The sequence below is a fragment of the Mycobacterium gastri genome (assembly GCF_002102175.1).
Lineage (GTDB): Bacteria > Actinomycetota > Actinomycetes > Mycobacteriales > Mycobacteriaceae > Mycobacterium > Mycobacterium gastri.
The window spans coordinates 57,548-76,006 of record NZ_LQOX01000077.1 but is presented as its reverse complement, the minus strand read 5'-3'; the positions used below and the strand labels follow the sequence as shown (position 1 = coordinate 76,006).

Here is an 18,459-nt window from a genome sequence, read left to right as displayed (position 1 = left end):
GACTGGCCCTGGAACTGGCCCTGGAACTGGCCGCAGTAGCCGCCCCCACGGGTTGTTGCAGCTGCGCATTTTCCAGCAATCGCTCCAAAGCCGCCTCTACCTCGGCCTTCCACCCAAAGCCTTTGTCAAGTTCGAGCCGCAACCGCGGGAAGTACCTGTGCGGGGCCACCACCACAAAACCCATGTCGGTCAAGAAGTCTGCATCGATGACGCAGTGGTCGACGGAGCAGTCACCGACGGCCTCGAGCACCGGGCGCACCTCGGGATCGACCGATCCAGGATCCTGTAAGTCGGCCACCTCCGCAGTGCGGCCGAAAGCCTCCAGCGCGCGTACCCCGCGTCGGACCAGTTCGTCGACCACCCCAGCGATCAGGCTGTGCGGCAAATCATCGGGGGCTTGTCCGCGTTCGATACCCATCGACGTCAACAGCACCGCATCGGCAGACACCGGGGCCGTCGGGAACCGACGGGCCCGCGGTACCGCTCGGGGCGGAGCGTAGAACACATACCCCAAACAGGGCGGTTCGGCGTCACTGCGTTCATCCGGGATGGCCGTCGCCACCTGACCGCACGAACCCCACTCCAACATCACCATTGACAGCCAGGCCTCTTTTTCGAATTCGGGGTCGGCAAGGTGGTGATCGTTGCCCAGGGTCGCGGGGTCCACTTCCCAGAAGACGCACCGGCGCGCGTGCTTGGGAAGCTGCTCGAAGGCTTCGAGCCGCAGCGCTGTAATACGAGCAGACACTAGTCTCCTGGCCTCCGTGCGGTACTGCAACCGTCAGCCCCGCTCCTCTGCGGGCCCTTCGGTCCGCGTTGTCGCACGGCCACGCCCACAGCCCCGATCTCCCCCGGCTGATGTGCACCAGCAACCTCTCCAGGATAGGAGAGTTGGTCGCGGTTGGGCCAGTATCGGTTGGCCACCCGGGCCGCCACCGGCCGCTGCCGCGTCATGACTGGCTCCGCTGATCACAGTGTATCGGCGGCGTCACGAAAACCCTTGGCGCGCATAGGGTCTGCATCGAAGTACACCGCAACGAGCACTGCCTCCCTATTCCGGAACCGCGTCAGTGTCACAGTGACGTAATTACCCGCTGTTACCGCTCACACCTTGGTATCGGTCATCAAGCCGATGATCCGCTGCAAATCGTCCACCGAGCCGAACTCCACCACGATCTTGCCCTTGCGCTTGCCAAGGCTGACCGTGACCCGGGTGTCGAAGGCGGTCGACAGTCGCTCGGCAACGTCTTGAAGTCCGGGCATTTGGATCGGTTTGCGCCGCGGCGGGGTCGGTGTGCTGGCACCGGCTCGGTTGGCCAGGGTGACGGCCTCCTCGGTGGCTCGCACCGACAGGCCCTCAGCAACGATCCGGCTCGCCAGTTCCTCCTGTGCCTCCGGCCCGGCCTCCAGCGACAGCAGCGCGCGCGCATGACCAGCCGACAGCACCCCTGCGGCTACCCGGCGCTGAACGGGGATCGGGAGTTTGAGCAACCGGATCATGTTGGTGATCAACGGGCGCGACCGGCCGATGCGTGCGGCCAGTTCATCGTGGGTGACGCCGAATTCATCGAGTAGCTGTTGGTAGGCGGCCGCCTCCTCCAGCGGGTTCAACTGGACCCGATGGATGTTTTCCAACAGGGCGTCGCGTAGCAGACTGTCGTCACCGGTTTCGCGCACGATAGCGGGAATCGTGGGCAGGCCGGCCTCTTGGGCAGCGCGCCAACGTCGCTCGCCCATCACGATTTGGTAGCGCGCACCGCTCGGTGTTGCCTCGATCGCCCGCACGACAATCGGCTGCAAGAGCCCGAACTCGCGGATCGAGTGCACCAATTCCTGCAGCGCCTCTTGGTCGAAAACCTGGCGCGGTTGCCGAGGATTCGCCTCGATGTCCGACGGGTCTATTTCGCGGTACACCGCACCCATCGGGCTGGCGTCGAGCGTGGGCCCGCCGATCACGACGTCGGCGGTCGCCGACCCCATCCGTGGGCCGAACGACGGCCCCGCCTCACCGTCGGCAGGACCGGTGGGAATCAGTGAAGCCAGTCCCCGCCCAAGGCCGCCTTTCCGGCGTGACGGCTGTGTCATAGTCGTCCCTTCCCGGCTGATGGTCGATCACGATCGGCTAGTTCGCGACTGGCATCGAGGTAGCTCATTGCTCCACGCGAACCGGGATCGTAATCGATGATCGTCATGCTGTAGCCCGGCGCCTCCGATACCTTGACGCTGCGTGGAATCACCGTCCGCAAGACCTTGCTTCCGAAATACCGGCGGACCTCTTCCGCCACCTGATCGGCCAGCTTCGTGCGTCCGTCGTACATCGTCAGGATTACCGTGGTGACTTTGAGTTCGGGGTTGAGGTGTGCCTTCACCATCTCGATATTGCGCATCAGCTGTGACACGCCCTCCAGCGCGTAATACTCACACTGAATCGGGATCAGCACTTCCGGGGCGGCGACCAGTGCGTTGATGGTGAGCAGTCCCAACGACGGGGGGCAGTCGACAAAGACGTAGTCGAAGTCGAGATTGTCGAGCTCGGCCAGCGCGGTACGCAACCGGTTCTCGCGCGCCACCATGCTCACCAGTTCGATCTCGGCGCCGGCGAGGTCGATTGTCGCCGGCACGCAGAACAGTCGTTCGCTGTGAGGGCTACGCCGTATCGCCTGCCGCAACGACACCTCGCCGATGAGCACTTCGTAGGACGACGGCGTCCCGGATTGCCGTTCGGTGATGCCTAGCGCCGTGCTCGCGTTGCCCTGTGGATCGAGATCGATGACGAGCGTCTTGAGTCCCTGCACAGCAAGGGCGGCGGCGAGGTTGACGGCGGTGGTCGTCTTGCCCACACCGCCCTTCTGGTTGGCGACGGTGAATAGGCGCCGCTGATGCGGGCGCGGCAACGGTTCATGGGTGGTGTGTAGGACGCGCATGGCGCGTTCGGCCGCGGCGCCGATCGGGGTGTCGATTTCGGTTGATGTTTCACGTGAAACATTCACCGTGGGATTGTGCGTTGTTTCCGCCGCCGACGCCAAATCTGGCGGTAGCAAGGCTGTCGGCCTACCGCTATCCATCGCATTGGCACCCGCCGAGGTCCTCGCCGAGTGGGCGGTAACCGTCGGCGCGACCTCGGACCCCGGCGGCATGGCGCAGACTGCGGATACTTCCCCGCTGGGCGCGCCTACTGAAGCGAGCGACGCAGGCCGAGCCGACAAGATCCCCGGCTCCGCCGCAGGAACAGCTGGTGCCGGTGCGCCGAAAAGTCGCCGCGCGTTCATATCGTTACCCGGTGCGCTGATTGCCCCCGCTGCGGTCGGTCCCGTCCTTCGCGCCGGGCCACCACCACGGTTGCGATTGGCCGTAAATAGTTCGCGCCACATTCCACTACCCTGACATCACGCACACCCGATGCGGCCATTACACGCCGATACTTTTCCACTTCATCGGCAGCCCGCTCTCCCTTGATCGCAAGCATTCGCCCGTCACGCTTCAGCAACGCCATACTCCACTTCGTCAATTTGTCCAATGGGGCCACCGCTCTCGACACCGCGGCATCGCTGGCGCCAAGCCGCTTCCGTACCGCCGGGTCCTCGGCTCGGCCCCGCACCACATCCACTGCCAGCCCCAGGTCCGCGACGACCTCCCGCAGAAATTCGCTGCGGCGCAGCAGCGGCTCCAGCAGAACGATTCGAAGGTCGGGCCGTGCGAGGGCCAGCGGCACACCGGGCAGTCCAGCGCCGCTACCGATGTCAACTATCCGCTCACCGGGATCCACAAGTTCGCCGATCACGGCACAGTTCAATAGGTGCCGCTCCCACATTCGCTCGGCCTCACGGGGGCCCAATAACCCGCGTTCGGCCCCGGGTCCCGCCAACCAGTCGGCGTATCTCCGGGCAAGTCCAAGCCGGTCACCGAAGATCGCCTCCGGGATGGCGGACCGGTCGGGATGCATCGGTTCCAACCCGGCTCGCACCAGCCTGCGCGGCTCGGGAAAGCGTCCATGTTTCACGTGAAACATTCTCCGATCTTCCGAGCACCGCCGACGGCCCTGCCGCCGGAACCACATAGCTGTAACTCACCGACACCAGGTCGCGCCGAGATAGCGGTCGGATAACGGGTTAGTCGCGCAACACCACAACTCGGCGCGACGGCTCAATACCCTCGCTTTCGCTGTGCACACCGGGCACCGCCGCCACGGCATCGTGGACGATCTTGCGTTCGAACGGTGTCATCGGCGCGAGCTCCTGACGTTCACCGCTCTCGGCAACACGGCGCGCCACCTTTTCCCCCAATGCCGCTAATTCTTCTCGGCGCCGCCGGCGCCAGCTTGCGATGTCGAGCATCAACCGACTGCGCACTCCGGTCTTCTGATGCACTGCCAATCGGGTGAGCTCCTGCAGAGCATCCAGCACCTCTCCCCCGCGACCCACCAACTTGTTCAGGTCGTCGCTGCCGTCGATGCTCACCACCGCGCGGTTACCCTCGACGTCCAGATCGATATCGCCGTCGAAGTCCAGAAGATCCAACAACTCTTCCAAGTAGTCCCCGGCGATCTCTCCCTCGGCGACCAACCGCTCTTCGAGGTCGGTCTCGTCGGCACCGACCTCCGCCGGCATCACGTCTTCTCCGACGTCTGGGACATCCCCCGCCGCCGCCTTGCGCTCTATGTCGAGTTCGGTGGTTTCGGCATCAGTCATGTCTTTCTCCCTCACTCACGGGTCAGTGTTGGCGATGTTTCGCGGCATTCTGCTAAGGCTTTCTGGGCGGTCGTGCCGCTCGTCCCGCAAAGGCTGTGACGCGCTCTTACCGTTTGCGCTTCTTTGGCCGCGCACCCGGGCGCGGTGTACGGCCGGCAGGGGCGTTGTTCCGGCCGGCCTGAGGCGGCTTGCCCGCCTGTGTCCCGGGCGCTTTCTCGGACTTCCCTTCCGGGCTCTCACCGGCCGGGCCCGCGTTCTTGGCGCCACCCGCGGCATCCGGATCGGCCACCGACCCGTCACCGCCGGCAGCCGCCGTCCTGGGCAGGCGCTTCGGCTTGGCTCCCGGGGCAGGGGCGTTGGCCGCCCTGCGCTGCAACACTTCCTGCCTCTTGGCCTCGTCTTCTTTTTCGATCATCCCGAACACGTAATGCTGCTGGCCAAATGTCCAGATGTTGTTCGAAAACCAATAGAGGATGATCGCCAGCGGAAGGAACGGGCCGCCGACGACGACGCCCAGCGGGAAAACATAGAGCGCCAACTTGTTCATCATCGCCGTCTGCGGGTTCGCCGCCGCTTCCGGACTCTGCCGGGCAATGGATGCCCGGCTATTGAAGTAGGTCGCGATCCCGGCCAGGATCATCACCGGAACACCAACCGCAATCACCGCGGGCCGACTGAAATCGACGAAGGCGTCCAACCCACCGCGCTGAGTCATCGACGCCCCGATCGGGGCGCCGAACAGGTTGGCGTCTAGGAAGTGACCCACGTCGGTGGGGGTGAAGACGTAATTGCCGGTGAGCCGGTTCTCCACCACCGACATCTGTGGCTGGCCGAAACCGCCCGTCGTCCGGTTGAACGAACGCAACACGTGATACAGGCCCAGGAACACCGGGATCTGCGCCAGCATGGGCAGGCAGCCCAGGATCGGGTTGAACCCGTGTTCGCGTTGCAGCTTCTGCATCTCCATCGCCATACGCTGGCGATCCTTGCCGTACTTCTTCTGCAGCGCCTTGATCTGCGGCTGCAGTTCTTGCATCTGACGGGTGGTACGGATCTGCCGGACGAACGGTTTGTAGAGCAAGGCACGCAGCGTGAACACCAGGAACATCACTGACAGCGCCCACGCGAAAAAGTTCGACGGCCCGAAGATCAGCCCGAACAGCTTGTACCAAATCCACATGATCCACGACACCGGGTAGTAGACGAAGTCGAGGCTGAAGAAATCAAACAAAAGACTCACTCTCCCCTTGCTTCGCCGGCAGGTCCCCGCGGACATCGCAGTCCGAACATCCCCGGCGCTCTGGTATCGGATCCCATCCTCCCCGATGCCAGGGTCCGCACTTAGCGAGCCTGGCTACCGTCAGCCAACTGCCCCGGATCAGGCCGTATTCGGTCAGCGCAGCCACGGCGTACTGGCTGCAGGTTGGGACGAAGCGACAGGAGGCCGGCCGTAGCGGAGAAACCATGTGCCGGTAGAGATTGATCATGAAAATCAGTCCGCGGGCTGTCCAACGCCCGGTGGCCTTCGCCACGCTCGCGGGACTCCACGCCAACTGGGTCACCGGCCGTTACCCGCCGATTCGGACGCGCGTCGCAAGCCACGTCGCACCTGTTGTTGCAGCCATACCGACGAGACGTGCCGACTGCTCGGCAGTGCCCGGATCACCACCTGGTCGCACGGATGCAGGTCGCCCAACAACGGCCGGGCCACGTGTCGCAACCGACGTGCCACCCGATGGCGTTCGACCGCGGTACCCACCGATTTAGCGATGATCAATCCCACCCGCGGACCGTTGCAGTCCTGCGATTGGTTACCCCGACGGACATGGACGACGACGTCGGGCTGTACGGTACGGATCCCGTACTTGACGGTTGCGTCAAACTCGGTTGACCGCCTCATGCGGTTGCGTGCGGACAGCACCGCTAAGAAACCTGCCGTGACGATCAGGCAGTCAGTGCGCGACGGCCTTTACGGCGCCGGCCGGACACGATGGCTCGCCCGGCCCGAGTACGCATCCTCAGCCGAAAACCATGAACGCGGGCTCGGCGCCGGTTGTTCGGCTGGAAGGTCCGCTTGCCCTTGGCCACGACGTTCTCCTCGATGTGTCTCGCATACCATCCGCCCGCTCATCTCGCACAGTCGGCGGCCGGAGGTGGTCTGGCTGCTGGCCGGCGCGGTCCCCGGAGGCATAATCCAGGTCGCAGCCGTATCGCCGACTTTCGGGCGACTGTTTGAGGGTACTGACGAGGCTTCGCCTGGTCAAACCTCGCCAGTCCCAACAGACTCAGGACGAACCGCCCCGCCCCGAAAGATGGCTGCCTCTAACGCACTCCGTATTGCACGCACATCCAAGGACCGTCAACGGAAAACGAAAGAACTGTTGGCAGCCGCACCGAAAACTGTTAGCTTCGGGCAGTGCTGTTTCGGACTGAAACGGCGGCCGACGATGAAGCGAGGATGGCGGATCGACTAGCTGCCCCGACAGCCTGGTGGTTGGATGCAGCGCGGAAATCGCGAGCCGTGGCCGAAAGGCTACGGAACGTAGTCGACCGTCCTTTCCACAACTGTGGATAACCATGTGGACAGTTTGCTTCTCGCCGACAATTGCACCTCGATCTCGGACCAGGGGGATGCGTCGTTGACCGATGATCCCGGGTCCGGCTTTGCCACGGTGTGGAATGCGGTCGTCTCCGAACTCAACGGGGAACTCAGCGCCGACGGCATCCCGGGCACTGGCACCACCCTCACCACTCCCCTCACCCCTCAGCAACGAGCATGGTTGAACCTTGTCCAGCCGCTCACCATCGTCGAGGGGTTTGCGCTGTTGTCGGTGCCGAGCAGCTTCGTCCAAAACGAAATCGAGCGTCACCTGCGTACCCCGATCACCGACGCGCTGAGCCGACGACTCGGCCACCAGATCCAACTCGGTGTTCGCATCGCGCCACCTCCACCCTCCGCTGACGCCGACGAGAGCGCTCAGCCGGCCGATGAGCCCGGCCTGGAAATCTCCCGGGAACCCGAAACCATCGGAGACAACGACGACGCCGACGAGAATGCCGGCAGCCCCCGACCCAATTGGCCCACCTACTTCACCAAGCGCCCGTCGGGCACCGATACGGTCGCCGCCACCGGTGGAACCAGCCTCAACCGCCGCTACACCTTCGACACCTTCGTTATCGGCGCCTCCAATCGGTTCGCACACGCCGCCACCCTCGCCATCGCCGAAGCACCTGCGCGCGCCTACAACCCCCTCTTCATCTGGGGCGAGTCGGGACTCGGGAAAACTCACCTCTTGCACGCCGCCGGCAATTACACGCAGCGACTGTTCCCGGGGATGCGGGTCAAGTACGTCTCCACCGAAGAATTCACCAACGACTTCATCAACTCCTTGCGTGACGACCGCAAGGTCGCCTTCAAGCGCAGCTACCGCGACGTCGACGTGTTGCTCGTCGATGACATCCAGTTCATCGAAGGCAAGGAAGGCATTCAGGAGGAGTTCTTCCACACCTTCAACACGCTGCACAACGCGAACAAGCAGATCGTCATCTCCTCCGACCGGCCGCCCAAACAGCTCGCCACGCTCGAAGACCGGCTGCGGACCCGGTTCGAATGGGGCCTGATCACCGATGTGCAGCCCCCGGAGTTGGAGACCCGCATCGCCATCTTGCGCAAGAAGGCACAGATGGAACGGCTCGCGGTACCCGACGACGTCCTGGAACTCATTGCCAGCAGCATCGAACGCAACATCCGCGAACTCGAGGGTGCACTGATCCGGGTCACCGCATTCGCCTCCCTGAACAAGACCCCGATCGACAAAGCCTTGGCCGAGATCGTGCTGCGCGACCTCATCGCCGACGCCACCGCCATGCAGATCAGCGCGGCGACCATCATGGCCGCCACCGCCGAGTACTTCGACACCACGGTCGAAGAGCTGCGCGGACCGGGCAAGACCCGATCGTTGGCCCAGTCGCGCCAGATCGCGATGTATCTCTGCCGTGAGCTCACCGATCTGTCTCTGCCCAAGATCGGTCAGGCGTTCGGCCGCGACCACACCACGGTCATGTACGCCCAACGCAAGATCTTGTCCGAAATGGCCGAACGCCGCGAAGTCTTCGATCACGTCAAAGAGCTCACGACAAGGATCCGTCAGCGCTCCAAGCGATGATCCCGGTCCATTTCCGGTCGCTTTCTGCAAAAAACTTCTCTCCCGCCAGTCACAGCAACCACACCGATTCGATGTGTGTAGTTGTGTGTACAGCCACCCGAAACTGGATTGCACACTTGGGTCTTCCTTTGTACACCTGCCGCTTCATCCCCAGCAGCTAACACGGCCCACACAGCCGGCAAGGTCGTCATCCACACCCCGGTTCGTCGCCTAACAGCACCGATTCCGGGCCATCCCCAAAACTCACACCCCTTATTACTGTTATTGAAATCTATTCGAAGGTTGTCCTTAGAAGAACGGGTCTGGGGACACCCGTCATACCGCGTCCCTCGTGAGGGTGCGCAGCCCGACATGTCAGCGTTGACGATTAGCTTTCAACTTGGAGCCAGACGTTCTACGGTTGTTGTTCGACTGCCGTTGCGGCGCTATGTCACGGGCAATCGCGATGCCGGCGGCGGGAGCTGGCTCACGGATCTAGGGATCGAACTCACTGTTAGGTGAAGGGACGCAATGGACGCGGCTACGACCCAGACTGGTCTCACCGACTTGAAGTTTCGCTTGGTGAAGGAGTCGTTCGCCGAGGCGGTGTCGTGGGTGGCGAAGAACCTGCCGACCAGGCCAGCGGTCCCGGTGCTCTCAGGTGTGCTGTTGACGGGCTCTGACGACGGGCTGACAATTTCCGGATTCGATTACGAGGTTTCCGCCGAAGTACAGGTTGCTGCCGAAATAGCTACTCCGGGAAGTGTTTTGGTTTCAGGTCGGCTGTTGTCCGATATCACTCGCGCCTTGCCCAATAAGCCGGTCGATTTCTTCGTCGACGGTAACCGGGTCGCCTTGACTTGCGGAAACGCCAGGTTCTCGCTGCCGACGATGGCGGTGGAGGACTACCCGACGCTGCCGACGCTGCCCGATGACACCGGCACGTTGCCGTCGGATCTGTTCGCCGAGGCCATCAGTCAGGTCGCCATCGCGGCCGGTCGTGACGACACACTGCCGATGCTGACCGGTATCCGCGTCGAGATCTCCGGTGAGACGGTGGTTTTGGCGGCAACCGACAGATTCCGCCTCGCGGTACGCGAATTGACGTGGACCGTGTTGTCGCCCGAGGTCGAAGCGTCGGTGCTGGTGCCGGCCAAGACGTTGGCCGAGGCCGCCAAAGCCAACAGTGACGGATCTGATGTCCGGCTGTCATTGGGTGCCGGCACCGGCGTCGGCAAGGACGGGCTGTTGGGGATCAGCGGTAACGGCAAGCGCAGCACGACCCGGCTGCTGGACGCGGAGTTTCCGAAATTTCGCCAACTACTGCCGGTCGAGCACACCGCGGTCGCCACCGCTGATGTGGCGGAGTTGACCGAAGCGATCAAGCTGGTCGCGCTGGTCGCCGATCGCGGCGCGCAGGTCCGCATGGAATTCGCCGAAGAGACGCTGCGGCTTTCCGCCGGCGCCGATGATGTCGGACGAGCCGAGGAAGACCTTGCTGTCGACTTCGCCGGTGAACCGTTGACGATCGCGTTCAACCCGACATATCTGACCGACGGTCTGGCGTCGTTGCATTCCGAGCGGGTTTCGTTTGGTTTCACCGCCCCGGGAAAGCCTGCTTTGCTGCGTCCCGCATCAGCCGAGGATGTCATGCCGACCGGTAGCGGTCCCTTTCCGGCGGTGCCGACGGACTACGTCTACCTCCTGATGCCGGTTCGGTTGCCGGGCTGATCGCTGTGGTGCCGAAGTAGGTGTACGTCCGGCATTTGGGTTTGCGTGATTTCCGCTCCTGGGCGCACGCGGATCTCGAATTACACCCGGGGCGGACCGTGTTCGTTGGTCCGAACGGGTTCGGCAAGACTAATCTTATTGAAGCACTGTGGTATTCGAGCACTTTGGGTTCGCATCGGGTCGGCACCGACGCGCCGCTGATCCGGGCAGGCGCCGACCGTGCGGTGATCTCGACGATCGTGGTCAGCGACGGTCGGGAATGTGCGGTGGACCTCGAGATCGCCGCGGGACGGGCCAATAAGGCCCGGCTGAACCGGTCACGGGTGCGCAGCACCCGTGAAGTGGTCGGGGTGTTGCGAGCAGTGCTGTTCGCTCCCGAGGATTTGGCATTGGTCCGCGGAGATCCGGCGGATCGGCGACGTTACCTCGACGATTTGGCGACACTACGGCGCCCCGCCGTGGCCGCGGTCCGGGCCGACTACGACAGGGTGCTGCGGCAGCGTACCGCGCTGCTGAAATCCGTAGCGGGCGCGCGGTATCGAGGCGACCGCGGTGTGCTGGACACCCTGGATGTCTGGGACAGCCGACTGGCCGAGCACGGCGCCGAATTGATGGCCGCCCGTATGGATTTGGTCAGCCAATTGGCCCCGGAGGTGGCAAAGGCGTATCAACTGCTGGCGCCGGAGTCCCGCACGGCGTCCATCGAATACCGGGCCAGCATGACGTCGGTGGTCGCCGGACCTGATGAGACCGACGGGGCTGCCGATCGTGAGCAGCTGGAGACCCGGCTGCTGGCCGCGCTGGCCGCGCGCCGCGACGCCGAGGTGGAACGTGGGGTGTGCCTGGTCGGCCCGCACCGCGACGACCTGGAATTGCGGTTGGGTGACCAACCCGCCAAAGGCTTTGCCAGCCACGGAGAATCATGGTCGATGGCGGTGGCGCTGCGGCTGGCCGCCTACGAACTGTTGCGGGTCGAGGGTAGCGACCCGGTGTTGTTGTTGGACGATGTCTTTGCCGAATTGGATACCAAGCGCCGCAGGGCCCTGGCGAGTGTGGCGGAGTCGGCCGAACAAGTTGTGGTGACCGCGGCGGTGCCGGAAGATATTCCGGCGGGTTGGGACGCGAAACGGGTACAGATCGATTTGCGTGACGGTGACGACGGACGAGTATCGGTGGTGTCAGCGTGAACGGCGAACAATCGAGCCAGGAGCCTACCCCGCAACCCGACAACGGTATCGACTTGGTCCGACGGACCCTGGCAGAGGCTCGGGCCGCTGCTCGTGCCCGGGGACGCGATCTCGGCCGCGGGCCGGTGACGCAGCCGGTTTCGTCGCGACGCGTCGCCGGACAGCGCCGAAGCTGGTCGGGTCCGGGACCCGACGTTCGCGATCCGCAACCGTTGGGCAAGTTAGCCCGCGAACTGGCGAAGAAGCGCGGTTGGTCCGGACGTGTCGCCGAGGGCACCGTGCTGGGCCAGTGGGCTGCGGTCGTCGGCCAGCAGATCGCCGACCACGCGACTCCCACCTCGCTGGACGACGGTGTGCTCAGCGTGACCGCCGAATCGACCGCATGGGCCACGCAGTTGCGGATCATGCAGACACAACTACTGGCCAAGATCGCTGCCGCGGTCGGTAACGGCGTGGTGACCAGGCTGAAAATCACCGGCCCGGCCACACCGTCGTGGCGCAAAGGACCGCGGCACATCGCCGGCAGAGGTCCGCGCGACACCTACGGCTAGACCGTGACCCGGGTCCATCAGGCGTCGGGCCTGAGTGGCGTTTCGTCCGCGTCTCAAATCCACCAGGACGAAGCGGACCCGCATCCCCAACGTCGGGAGGCGTCCTCAAAGAAGATATCGAGCGCACGGCGCAGTTAGATAGGTGGAAACGCGCCTAGAGAATCGGTGCGGACAGCTGCTCACGGTAGAGTAGGTACACGACCCGCTGCGGTGACTGAACCGCTCGCATTGCAACCCCGAGGAGAGCATTCGGACCGTGGCTGCCCAGAAGAAGAAGGCCCAAGACGAATACGGCGCTGCATCCATCACGATTCTCGAGGGGTTAGAGGCCGTCCGCAAACGCCCGGGCATGTACATCGGCTCGACCGGTGAGCGTGGTCTGCACCATCTCATCTGGGAGGTGGTCGACAACGCGGTCGACGAGGCGATGGCCGGTTACGCGGCCACCGTAAGTGTGGTGCTGCTCGAGGACGGCGGTGTCGAGGTGACCGACGACGGCCGCGGAATCCCGGTCGCGATGCACGCCTCCGGCATACCGACCGTGGACGTGGTGATGACCCAGTTGCACGCCGGTGGGAAGTTCGATTCCGACGCCTATGCGATATCGGGTGGACTGCACGGTGTGGGTGTCTCGGTGGTCAACGCGCTGTCCATCCGGCTGGAGGTGGAGATCAAGCGCGACGGCCATGAGTGGTCGCAAGTTTATGAGAAGTCCGAGCCGATGGGACTCAAGCAAGGCGCGCCGACGAAGAAGACCGGCACGACGGTGCGGTTCTGGGCCGACCCCAACGTTTTTGAAACCACCGAGTACGACTTCGAAACCGTCGCGCGACGGTTGCAGGAGATGGCGTTTCTCAACAAGGGGCTCACCATCAACCTGACCGATCAGCGGGTAACCCAGGACGAAGTGGTCGACGAGGTGGTCAGCGACGTCGCCGAGGCCCCGAAGTCGGCCAGTGAGAAGGCGGCCGAATTCACCGCCCCCCACAAGGTGAAGAAGCGTACCTTTCACTATCCCGGTGGCTTGGTTGACTTCGTCAAGCACATCAACCGCACCAAGAACGCCATCCACAGCAGCATCGTCGACTTCTCCGGAAAGGGGACCGGCCACGAAGTGGAGATCGCGATGCAGTGGAATGCCGGCTATTCGGAGTCGGTGCACACCTTCGCCAACACCATCAACACCCATGAGGGCGGGACCCATGAAGAAGGGTTCCGCAGCGCGCTCACGTCCGTGGTGAACAAGTACGCCAAGGACCGCAAACTGCTCAAAGACAAGGACCCCAACCTCACCGGCGACGACATCCGGGAAGGGTTGGCCGCGGTGATTTCGGTCAAAGTCAGCGAACCGCAGTTCGAGGGCCAGACCAAGACGAAACTAGGCAACACCGAGGTGAAGTCGTTCGTGCAGAAGGTGTGCAATGAACAGCTCACCCATTGGTTCGAGGCCAACCCCGCTGATGCTAAAACCGTTGTCAACAAGGCAGTTTCATCGGCGCAGGCCAGGATTGCGGCCCGCAAGGCGCGCGAGTTGGTGCGCCGCAAGAGCGCAACCGATCTGGGCGGACTACCGGGCAAGTTGGCCGACTGCCGCTCGACCGACCCCCGTAAGTCCGAATTATATGTGGTGGAGGGTGATTCAGCCGGCGGCTCGGCGAAGAGCGGCCGCGACTCGATGTTTCAAGCGATCTTGCCGTTGCGCGGCAAGATCATCAACGTCGAGAAGGCCCGCATCGACCGGGTGCTGAAGAACACCGAAGTCCAGGCGATCATCACCGCGTTGGGCACCGGTATTCACGACGAATTCGACATCGCGAGACTGCGTTACCACAAGATCGTGCTGATGGCCGATGCCGATGTCGACGGCCAGCACATCTCGACGTTGTTGTTGACGTTGTTGTTCCGCTTCATGCGTCCGCTCATCGAGAATGGTCACGTGTTCTTGGCTCAGCCGCCGCTGTACAAGCTCAAATGGCAACGTTCCGACCCCGAATTCGCCTACTCCGACCGTGAGCGTGACGGGTTGCTGGAGGCAGGGCTCAAGGCCGGCAAGAAGATCAACAAGGAAGACGGTATCCAGCGCTACAAAGGTCTAGGCGAAATGGACGCGAAGGAGTTGTGGGAAACCACGATGGACCCGTCGGTGCGGGTGTTGCGTCAAGTCACGTTGGACGACGCCGCAGCCGCCGACGAGCTGTTCTCCATCCTGATGGGCGAGGACGTGGATGCACGCCGAAGCTTTATCACCCGCAACGCCAAGGACGTTCGTTTCTTAGATGTCTAAGCGTGCCCGCGTACGAGTTGCAAACGAGGAATAGATGACAGACACGACGCTGCCACCTGGTGACGACTCGCTCGACCGGATCGAGCCGGTCGACATTCAACAGGAGATGCAGCGCAGCTACATCGATTACGCGATGAGCGTCATCGTCGGCCGAGCCCTGCCGGAAGTGCGCGATGGTCTCAAGCCGGTGCACCGGCGAGTGCTCTACGCGATGTACGACTCGGGTTTTCGCCCGGATCGAAGCCACGCCAAGTCGGCACGGTCGGTTGCGGAGACGATGGGCAACTACCACCCGCACGGTGACGCGTCGATCTACGACACCCTGGTGCGCATGGCTCAGCCGTGGTCGCTGCGTTATCCGCTGGTGGACGGTCAGGGCAACTTCGGTTCGCCGGGCAATGATCCACCGGCCGCGATGAGGTACTGTGCTTCCGGAGACGCGTTGGTGCGCTTGCCTTTTGGACAGTCGGCGCGCATTGGCGATGTCGTTCCGGGCGCCCGGCCCAATTCAGACAATGCGGTCGAGCTGAAGGTGCTGGATCGGCACGGCAACCCAGTAGTGGCTGATCGCCTCTTTCATTCGGGTGAGCATCAGACCTATACGGTGTGCACGGCCGAAGGCTATGAAGTCACCGGCACCGCGAACCATCCATTGCTGTGCTTGGTCGATGTCGGCGGCGTGCCGACGCTGTTGTGGAAGCTGATCGAGGAGATCCGCCCCAACGACCACGTCGTGCTACAGCGCACCCCACCGGTGGAGTTCGGTCCCGCGGAGCGGCACGACGTCATGGAAGCGATCTTGTTGGGCGCCTTCATCACCGAGGGCTTTGTGTCGGAGGGGCGCGCCGGATTCAACAACCTCGACCGCGATTACTTCGACAGGGTGGTTTCTGCCTATGACGCGGTCGTCGGTGGTAAGCGCTATGTGTGCCAACGCAATATCGCCTCTGGTTCAGTTCTGTATCAACTCAATGTCCACCACGTTGGCGCATTGATGAAGTCCCGCCTTGGCGCCCTCTGTGGGAAACGGTCGGCAGACAAGACGGTGCCCGAATGGCTCTGGGGTTCCCCGGCCGCCGTTAAGCGCGCATTCTTACAGGCCCTCTTCGAGGGTGACGGATCGTGCTCTGCGCTGCCACGAAACACGATTCAGATCTCCTACTCGACGCACAGCAAGCAGCTAGCCGTCGATGTGCAGCAGTTGCTGTTGGAGTTTGGCGTTGTGTCCCACCGATACCGGCATGCCACGGGCGAGCATATGGTGGTAATCACGACCCGGGCACAAGCCGAAACATTCGCAACACAAGTCGGTTTCGGCGGAGCCAAGCAAGCCAAGCTGACCGCGATCCTGGGTTCGATGCCCCCATGCGCCGGAATGGACGCCGACCACGTTCCCGGACTGGCGAAATTCATTCGTAAGCATGCGGGCGGGACGTGGGCCGACCGTGATTGGCTCGATCGCCAGAACATCGACAGTATCCAGAGTTGGCGCATTCGCGGCATGGAGATCCTGTCGCACATCGCCGATCCCGATGTACGTTCGATCGCAACCGATCTCACCGACGGGCGATTCTACTACGCGCGCGTCGCCTCCGTGACCGACGCCGGCGTGCAGCCGGTGTACAGCCTGCGGGTCGATACCGTCGACCACGCATTCCTCACCAACGGCTTCGTCAGCCACAACACCGAGGCCCGGCTGACCCCGCTGGCCATGGAGATGCTGCGCGAAATCGACGAGGAGACAGTCGATTTCATCCCCAACTATGACGGCCGGGTGCAGGAACCGACGGTGCTGCCCAGCCGGTTCCCCAACCTGCTCGCCAACGGTTCCGGCGGTATCGCGGTGGGCATGGCCACCAACATCCCGCCGCACAACCTACGCGAACTCGCCGACGCGGTGTTCTGGGCGCTGGACAATTACGACGCCGACGAAGAGACGACGTTGGCCGCGGTGATGGAGCGGGTCAAGGGCCCGGACTTTCCCACCGCCGGGCTCATTGTCGGATCCCAGGGCATCGCCGACGCCTACAAGACCGGCCGCGGTTCCATCCGGATGCGCGGAGTCGTTGAGGTGGAAGAAGATTCGCGCGGCCGCACCTCTCTGGTCATCACCGAGCTGCCGTATCAGGTCAACCACGACAACTTCATCACCTCGATCGCCGAGCAGGTCCGCGACGGCAAGCTTGCCGGCATCGCCAACATCGAAGACCAGGGCAGCGAGCGGGTCGGTGTGCGCATCGTCGTCGAGCTCAAACGAGACGCCGTGGCCAAGGTGGTGCTCAACAACCTCTACAAGCACACCCAGTTGCAGACGAGCTTCGGCGCCAACATGCTCTCCATCGTCGACGGGGTGCCGCGTACCCTGCGGCTCGACCAGATGATCCGCTACTACGTCGAGCACCAACTCGACGTCATCATCCGGCGCACCCGCTACCGGCTGCGAAAAGCCAACGAACGGGCCCACATTCTGCGCGGCCTGGTCAAAGCGCTCGACGCGCTGGACGAGGTGATCGCGCTGATCCGGGCGTCGGAGACCGTCGACGTCGCCCGGGCCGGGTTGATCGAGCTGCTCGACATCGACGAGATCCAGGCCCAGGCGATCCTGGACATGCAGTTGCGGCGCCTGGCGGCACTGGAACGTCAGCGCATTGTCGACGACCTTGCCAAGATCGAGGCCGAGATCGCCGACTTGGAAGATATCCTGGCCAAGCCCGAGCGTCAGCGCGGCATCGTGCGCGACGAACTCGGTGAGATCGTCGACAAGCACGGCGACGACCGTCGCACCCGGATTGTCGCCGCCGACGGCGATGTCAGCGACGAAGACCTGATCGCCCGCGAGGACGTCGTCGTCACCATCACCGAAACCGGCTACGCCAAGCGCACCAAGACCGACCTGTACCGCAGCCAGAAGCGCGGCGGCAAGGGCGTACAGGGCGCCGGTCTCAAGCAGGACGACATCGTCGCGCACTTCTTCGTCTGTTCGACCCACGACTGGATCTTGTTCTTCACCACTCAGGGGCGGGTGTATCGGGCCAAGGCCTACGAGCTACCGGAGGCATCGCGCACCGCGCGCGGCCAGCACGTCGCCAACCTGTTGGCCTTCCAGCCCGAAGAGCGCATCGCCCAGGTCATCCAGATCCGCGGTTACGAGGACGCGCCGTATCTGGTGCTGGCCACCAAGAACGGGCTGGTCAAAAAGTCCAAGCTGACCGACTTCGACTCCAACCGCTCGGGCGGCATCGTGGCGATCAATCTGCGCGGCGAAGATGAACTGGTCGGCGCCGTGTTGTGCTCAGCCGAGGATGACCTGTTGCTGGTTTCGGCCAACGGGCAGTCGATCCGGTTCTCGGCGACCGACGAGGCGCTGCGGCCTATGGGCCGGGCCACCTCCGGCGTGCAGGGCATGCGGTTCAACGCCGACGACCGGCTGTTGTCGTTGAACGTGGTTCGTGAAGGCACCTACTTGCTGGTGGCGACGTCGGGCGGCTATGCCAAACGCACCGCGATCGAGGAGTACCCGGTGCAGGGCCGCGGCGGCAAGGGTGTACTGACTGTGATGTATGACCGTCGGCGCGGAAGGCTGGTCGGAGCGTTGATTGTCGACGACGACAGCGAGCTGTACGCGATCACCTCCGGCGGAGGCGTCATCCGCACCGCGGCGCGCCAGGTCCGTAAAGCGGGACGCCAGACCAAGGGTGTTCGCTTGATGAACCTGGGCGAGGGCGACACCCTGTTGGCCATCGCACGCAACGCCGAGGAGAGCGAGGAGGCGGTCGGGGAAACCGACGACGGCAACGGAACAGGCAAGTAGGGTTCCCGAGCCCTCGGGCTGGGTCGTGTGGTCGAAACGGCATCAGCGGGAAATCCCTAACG

The 18,459-nt window shown here is 63.5% G+C and carries 14 protein-coding genes and 1 pseudogene; 6 read left to right on the top strand and 9 right to left on the bottom strand.

Translation table 11 applies throughout. The features are described from left to right. Positions 1-22: 22 nt before the first annotated feature. From AWC07_RS07430 to rpmH, 9 genes and pseudogenes are all read right to left on the bottom strand, one after another. Positions 23-748: pseudogene (locus tag AWC07_RS07430) on the bottom strand (acetyltransferase); the annotation flags it as partial. Between the two features lie 356 nt (positions 749-1,104). Then, positions 1,105-2,085, bottom strand: coding sequence for a ParB/RepB/Spo0J family partition protein (locus AWC07_RS07425; protein ID WP_036418432.1), 981 nt, complete (start codon positions 2,083-2,085; stop codon positions 1,105-1,107). Beyond that, complete coding sequence (locus AWC07_RS07420) at positions 2,082-3,065, bottom strand: ParA family protein (RefSeq protein ID WP_244187509.1); 984 nt, start codon at positions 3,063-3,065, stop codon at positions 2,082-2,084. The genes AWC07_RS07425 and AWC07_RS07420 overlap by 4 nt, the downstream gene beginning before the upstream one ends. Positions 3,066-3,265: 200 nt before the next feature. Next, a complete protein-coding gene (gene rsmG, locus AWC07_RS07415; protein WP_244187511.1) occupies positions 3,266-3,943 on the bottom strand; it encodes a 16S rRNA (guanine(527)-N(7))-methyltransferase RsmG in 678 nt (225 codons plus the stop codon). A gap of 166 nt (positions 3,944-4,109) precedes the next feature. Beyond that, positions 4,110-4,607 carry a Jag family protein gene (locus tag AWC07_RS07410; protein ID WP_425271228.1) on the bottom strand — a complete coding sequence of 166 codons (498 nt, stop codon included), beginning with the start codon at positions 4,605-4,607 and terminating at the stop codon, positions 4,110-4,112. Between the two features lie 187 nt (positions 4,608-4,794). After that, entirely contained in the window at positions 4,795-5,928 is a 1,134-nt protein-coding gene (gene yidC / locus AWC07_RS07405; RefSeq protein WP_036418441.1) for a membrane protein insertase YidC, read from the bottom strand. Then, complete coding sequence (gene yidD / locus AWC07_RS07400) at positions 5,912-6,175, bottom strand: membrane protein insertion efficiency factor YidD (protein ID WP_208622373.1); 264 nt, start codon at positions 6,173-6,175, stop codon at positions 5,912-5,914. The genes yidC and yidD overlap by 17 nt, the downstream gene beginning before the upstream one ends. A gap of 71 nt (positions 6,176-6,246) precedes the next feature. Beyond that, complete coding sequence (gene rnpA / locus AWC07_RS07395; RefSeq protein WP_036418443.1) at positions 6,247-6,609, bottom strand: ribonuclease P protein component; 363 nt, start codon at positions 6,607-6,609, stop codon at positions 6,247-6,249. Positions 6,610-6,632: 23 nt separating this feature from the next. After that, complete coding sequence (rpmH, locus tag AWC07_RS07390; RefSeq protein WP_068111553.1) at positions 6,633-6,776, bottom strand: 50S ribosomal protein L34; 144 nt, start codon at positions 6,774-6,776, stop codon at positions 6,633-6,635. A 551-nt stretch (positions 6,777-7,327) separates the two neighbouring features. Between rpmH and dnaA the strand changes: the two genes are divergently transcribed. The 6 genes from dnaA (at position 7,328) to gyrA (ending at position 18,397) form a co-directional block, all read left to right on the top strand. Next, positions 7,328-8,854 carry a chromosomal replication initiator protein DnaA gene (gene dnaA / locus AWC07_RS07385; protein WP_036418483.1) on the top strand — a complete coding sequence of 509 codons (1,527 nt, stop codon included), beginning with the start codon at positions 7,328-7,330 and terminating at the stop codon, positions 8,852-8,854. 510 nt (positions 8,855-9,364) lie between these two features. Further along, positions 9,365-10,564, top strand: coding sequence for a DNA polymerase III subunit beta (gene dnaN / locus AWC07_RS07380; protein WP_036418445.1), 1,200 nt, complete (start codon positions 9,365-9,367; stop codon positions 10,562-10,564). Positions 10,565-10,584: 20 nt separating this feature from the next. Beyond that, positions 10,585-11,751, top strand: a complete 1,167-nt coding sequence (gene recF, locus AWC07_RS07375; protein WP_036418447.1) for a DNA replication/repair protein RecF — start codon at positions 10,585-10,587, stop codon at positions 11,749-11,751. Then, the gene (locus AWC07_RS07370; protein ID WP_036418449.1) at positions 11,748-12,302 is read left to right on the top strand and encodes a DUF721 family protein; all 555 of its coding nucleotides are present in this window, start codon (positions 11,748-11,750) and stop codon (positions 12,300-12,302) included. Before recF ends, AWC07_RS07370 begins: the two co-directional genes overlap by 4 nt. Before the next feature lie 256 nt (positions 12,303-12,558). Further along, the gene (gene gyrB / locus AWC07_RS07365; protein WP_036418451.1) at positions 12,559-14,586 is read left to right on the top strand and encodes a DNA topoisomerase (ATP-hydrolyzing) subunit B; all 2,028 of its coding nucleotides are present in this window, start codon (positions 12,559-12,561) and stop codon (positions 14,584-14,586) included. A gap of 34 nt (positions 14,587-14,620) precedes the next feature. Beyond that, positions 14,621-18,397: an intein-containing DNA gyrase subunit A gene (gyrA, locus tag AWC07_RS07360; RefSeq protein ID WP_036418453.1), complete on the top strand. Its 3,777-nt coding sequence runs from the start codon at positions 14,621-14,623 to the stop codon at positions 18,395-18,397. The last annotated feature ends 62 nt before the right edge of the window (positions 18,398-18,459 follow it).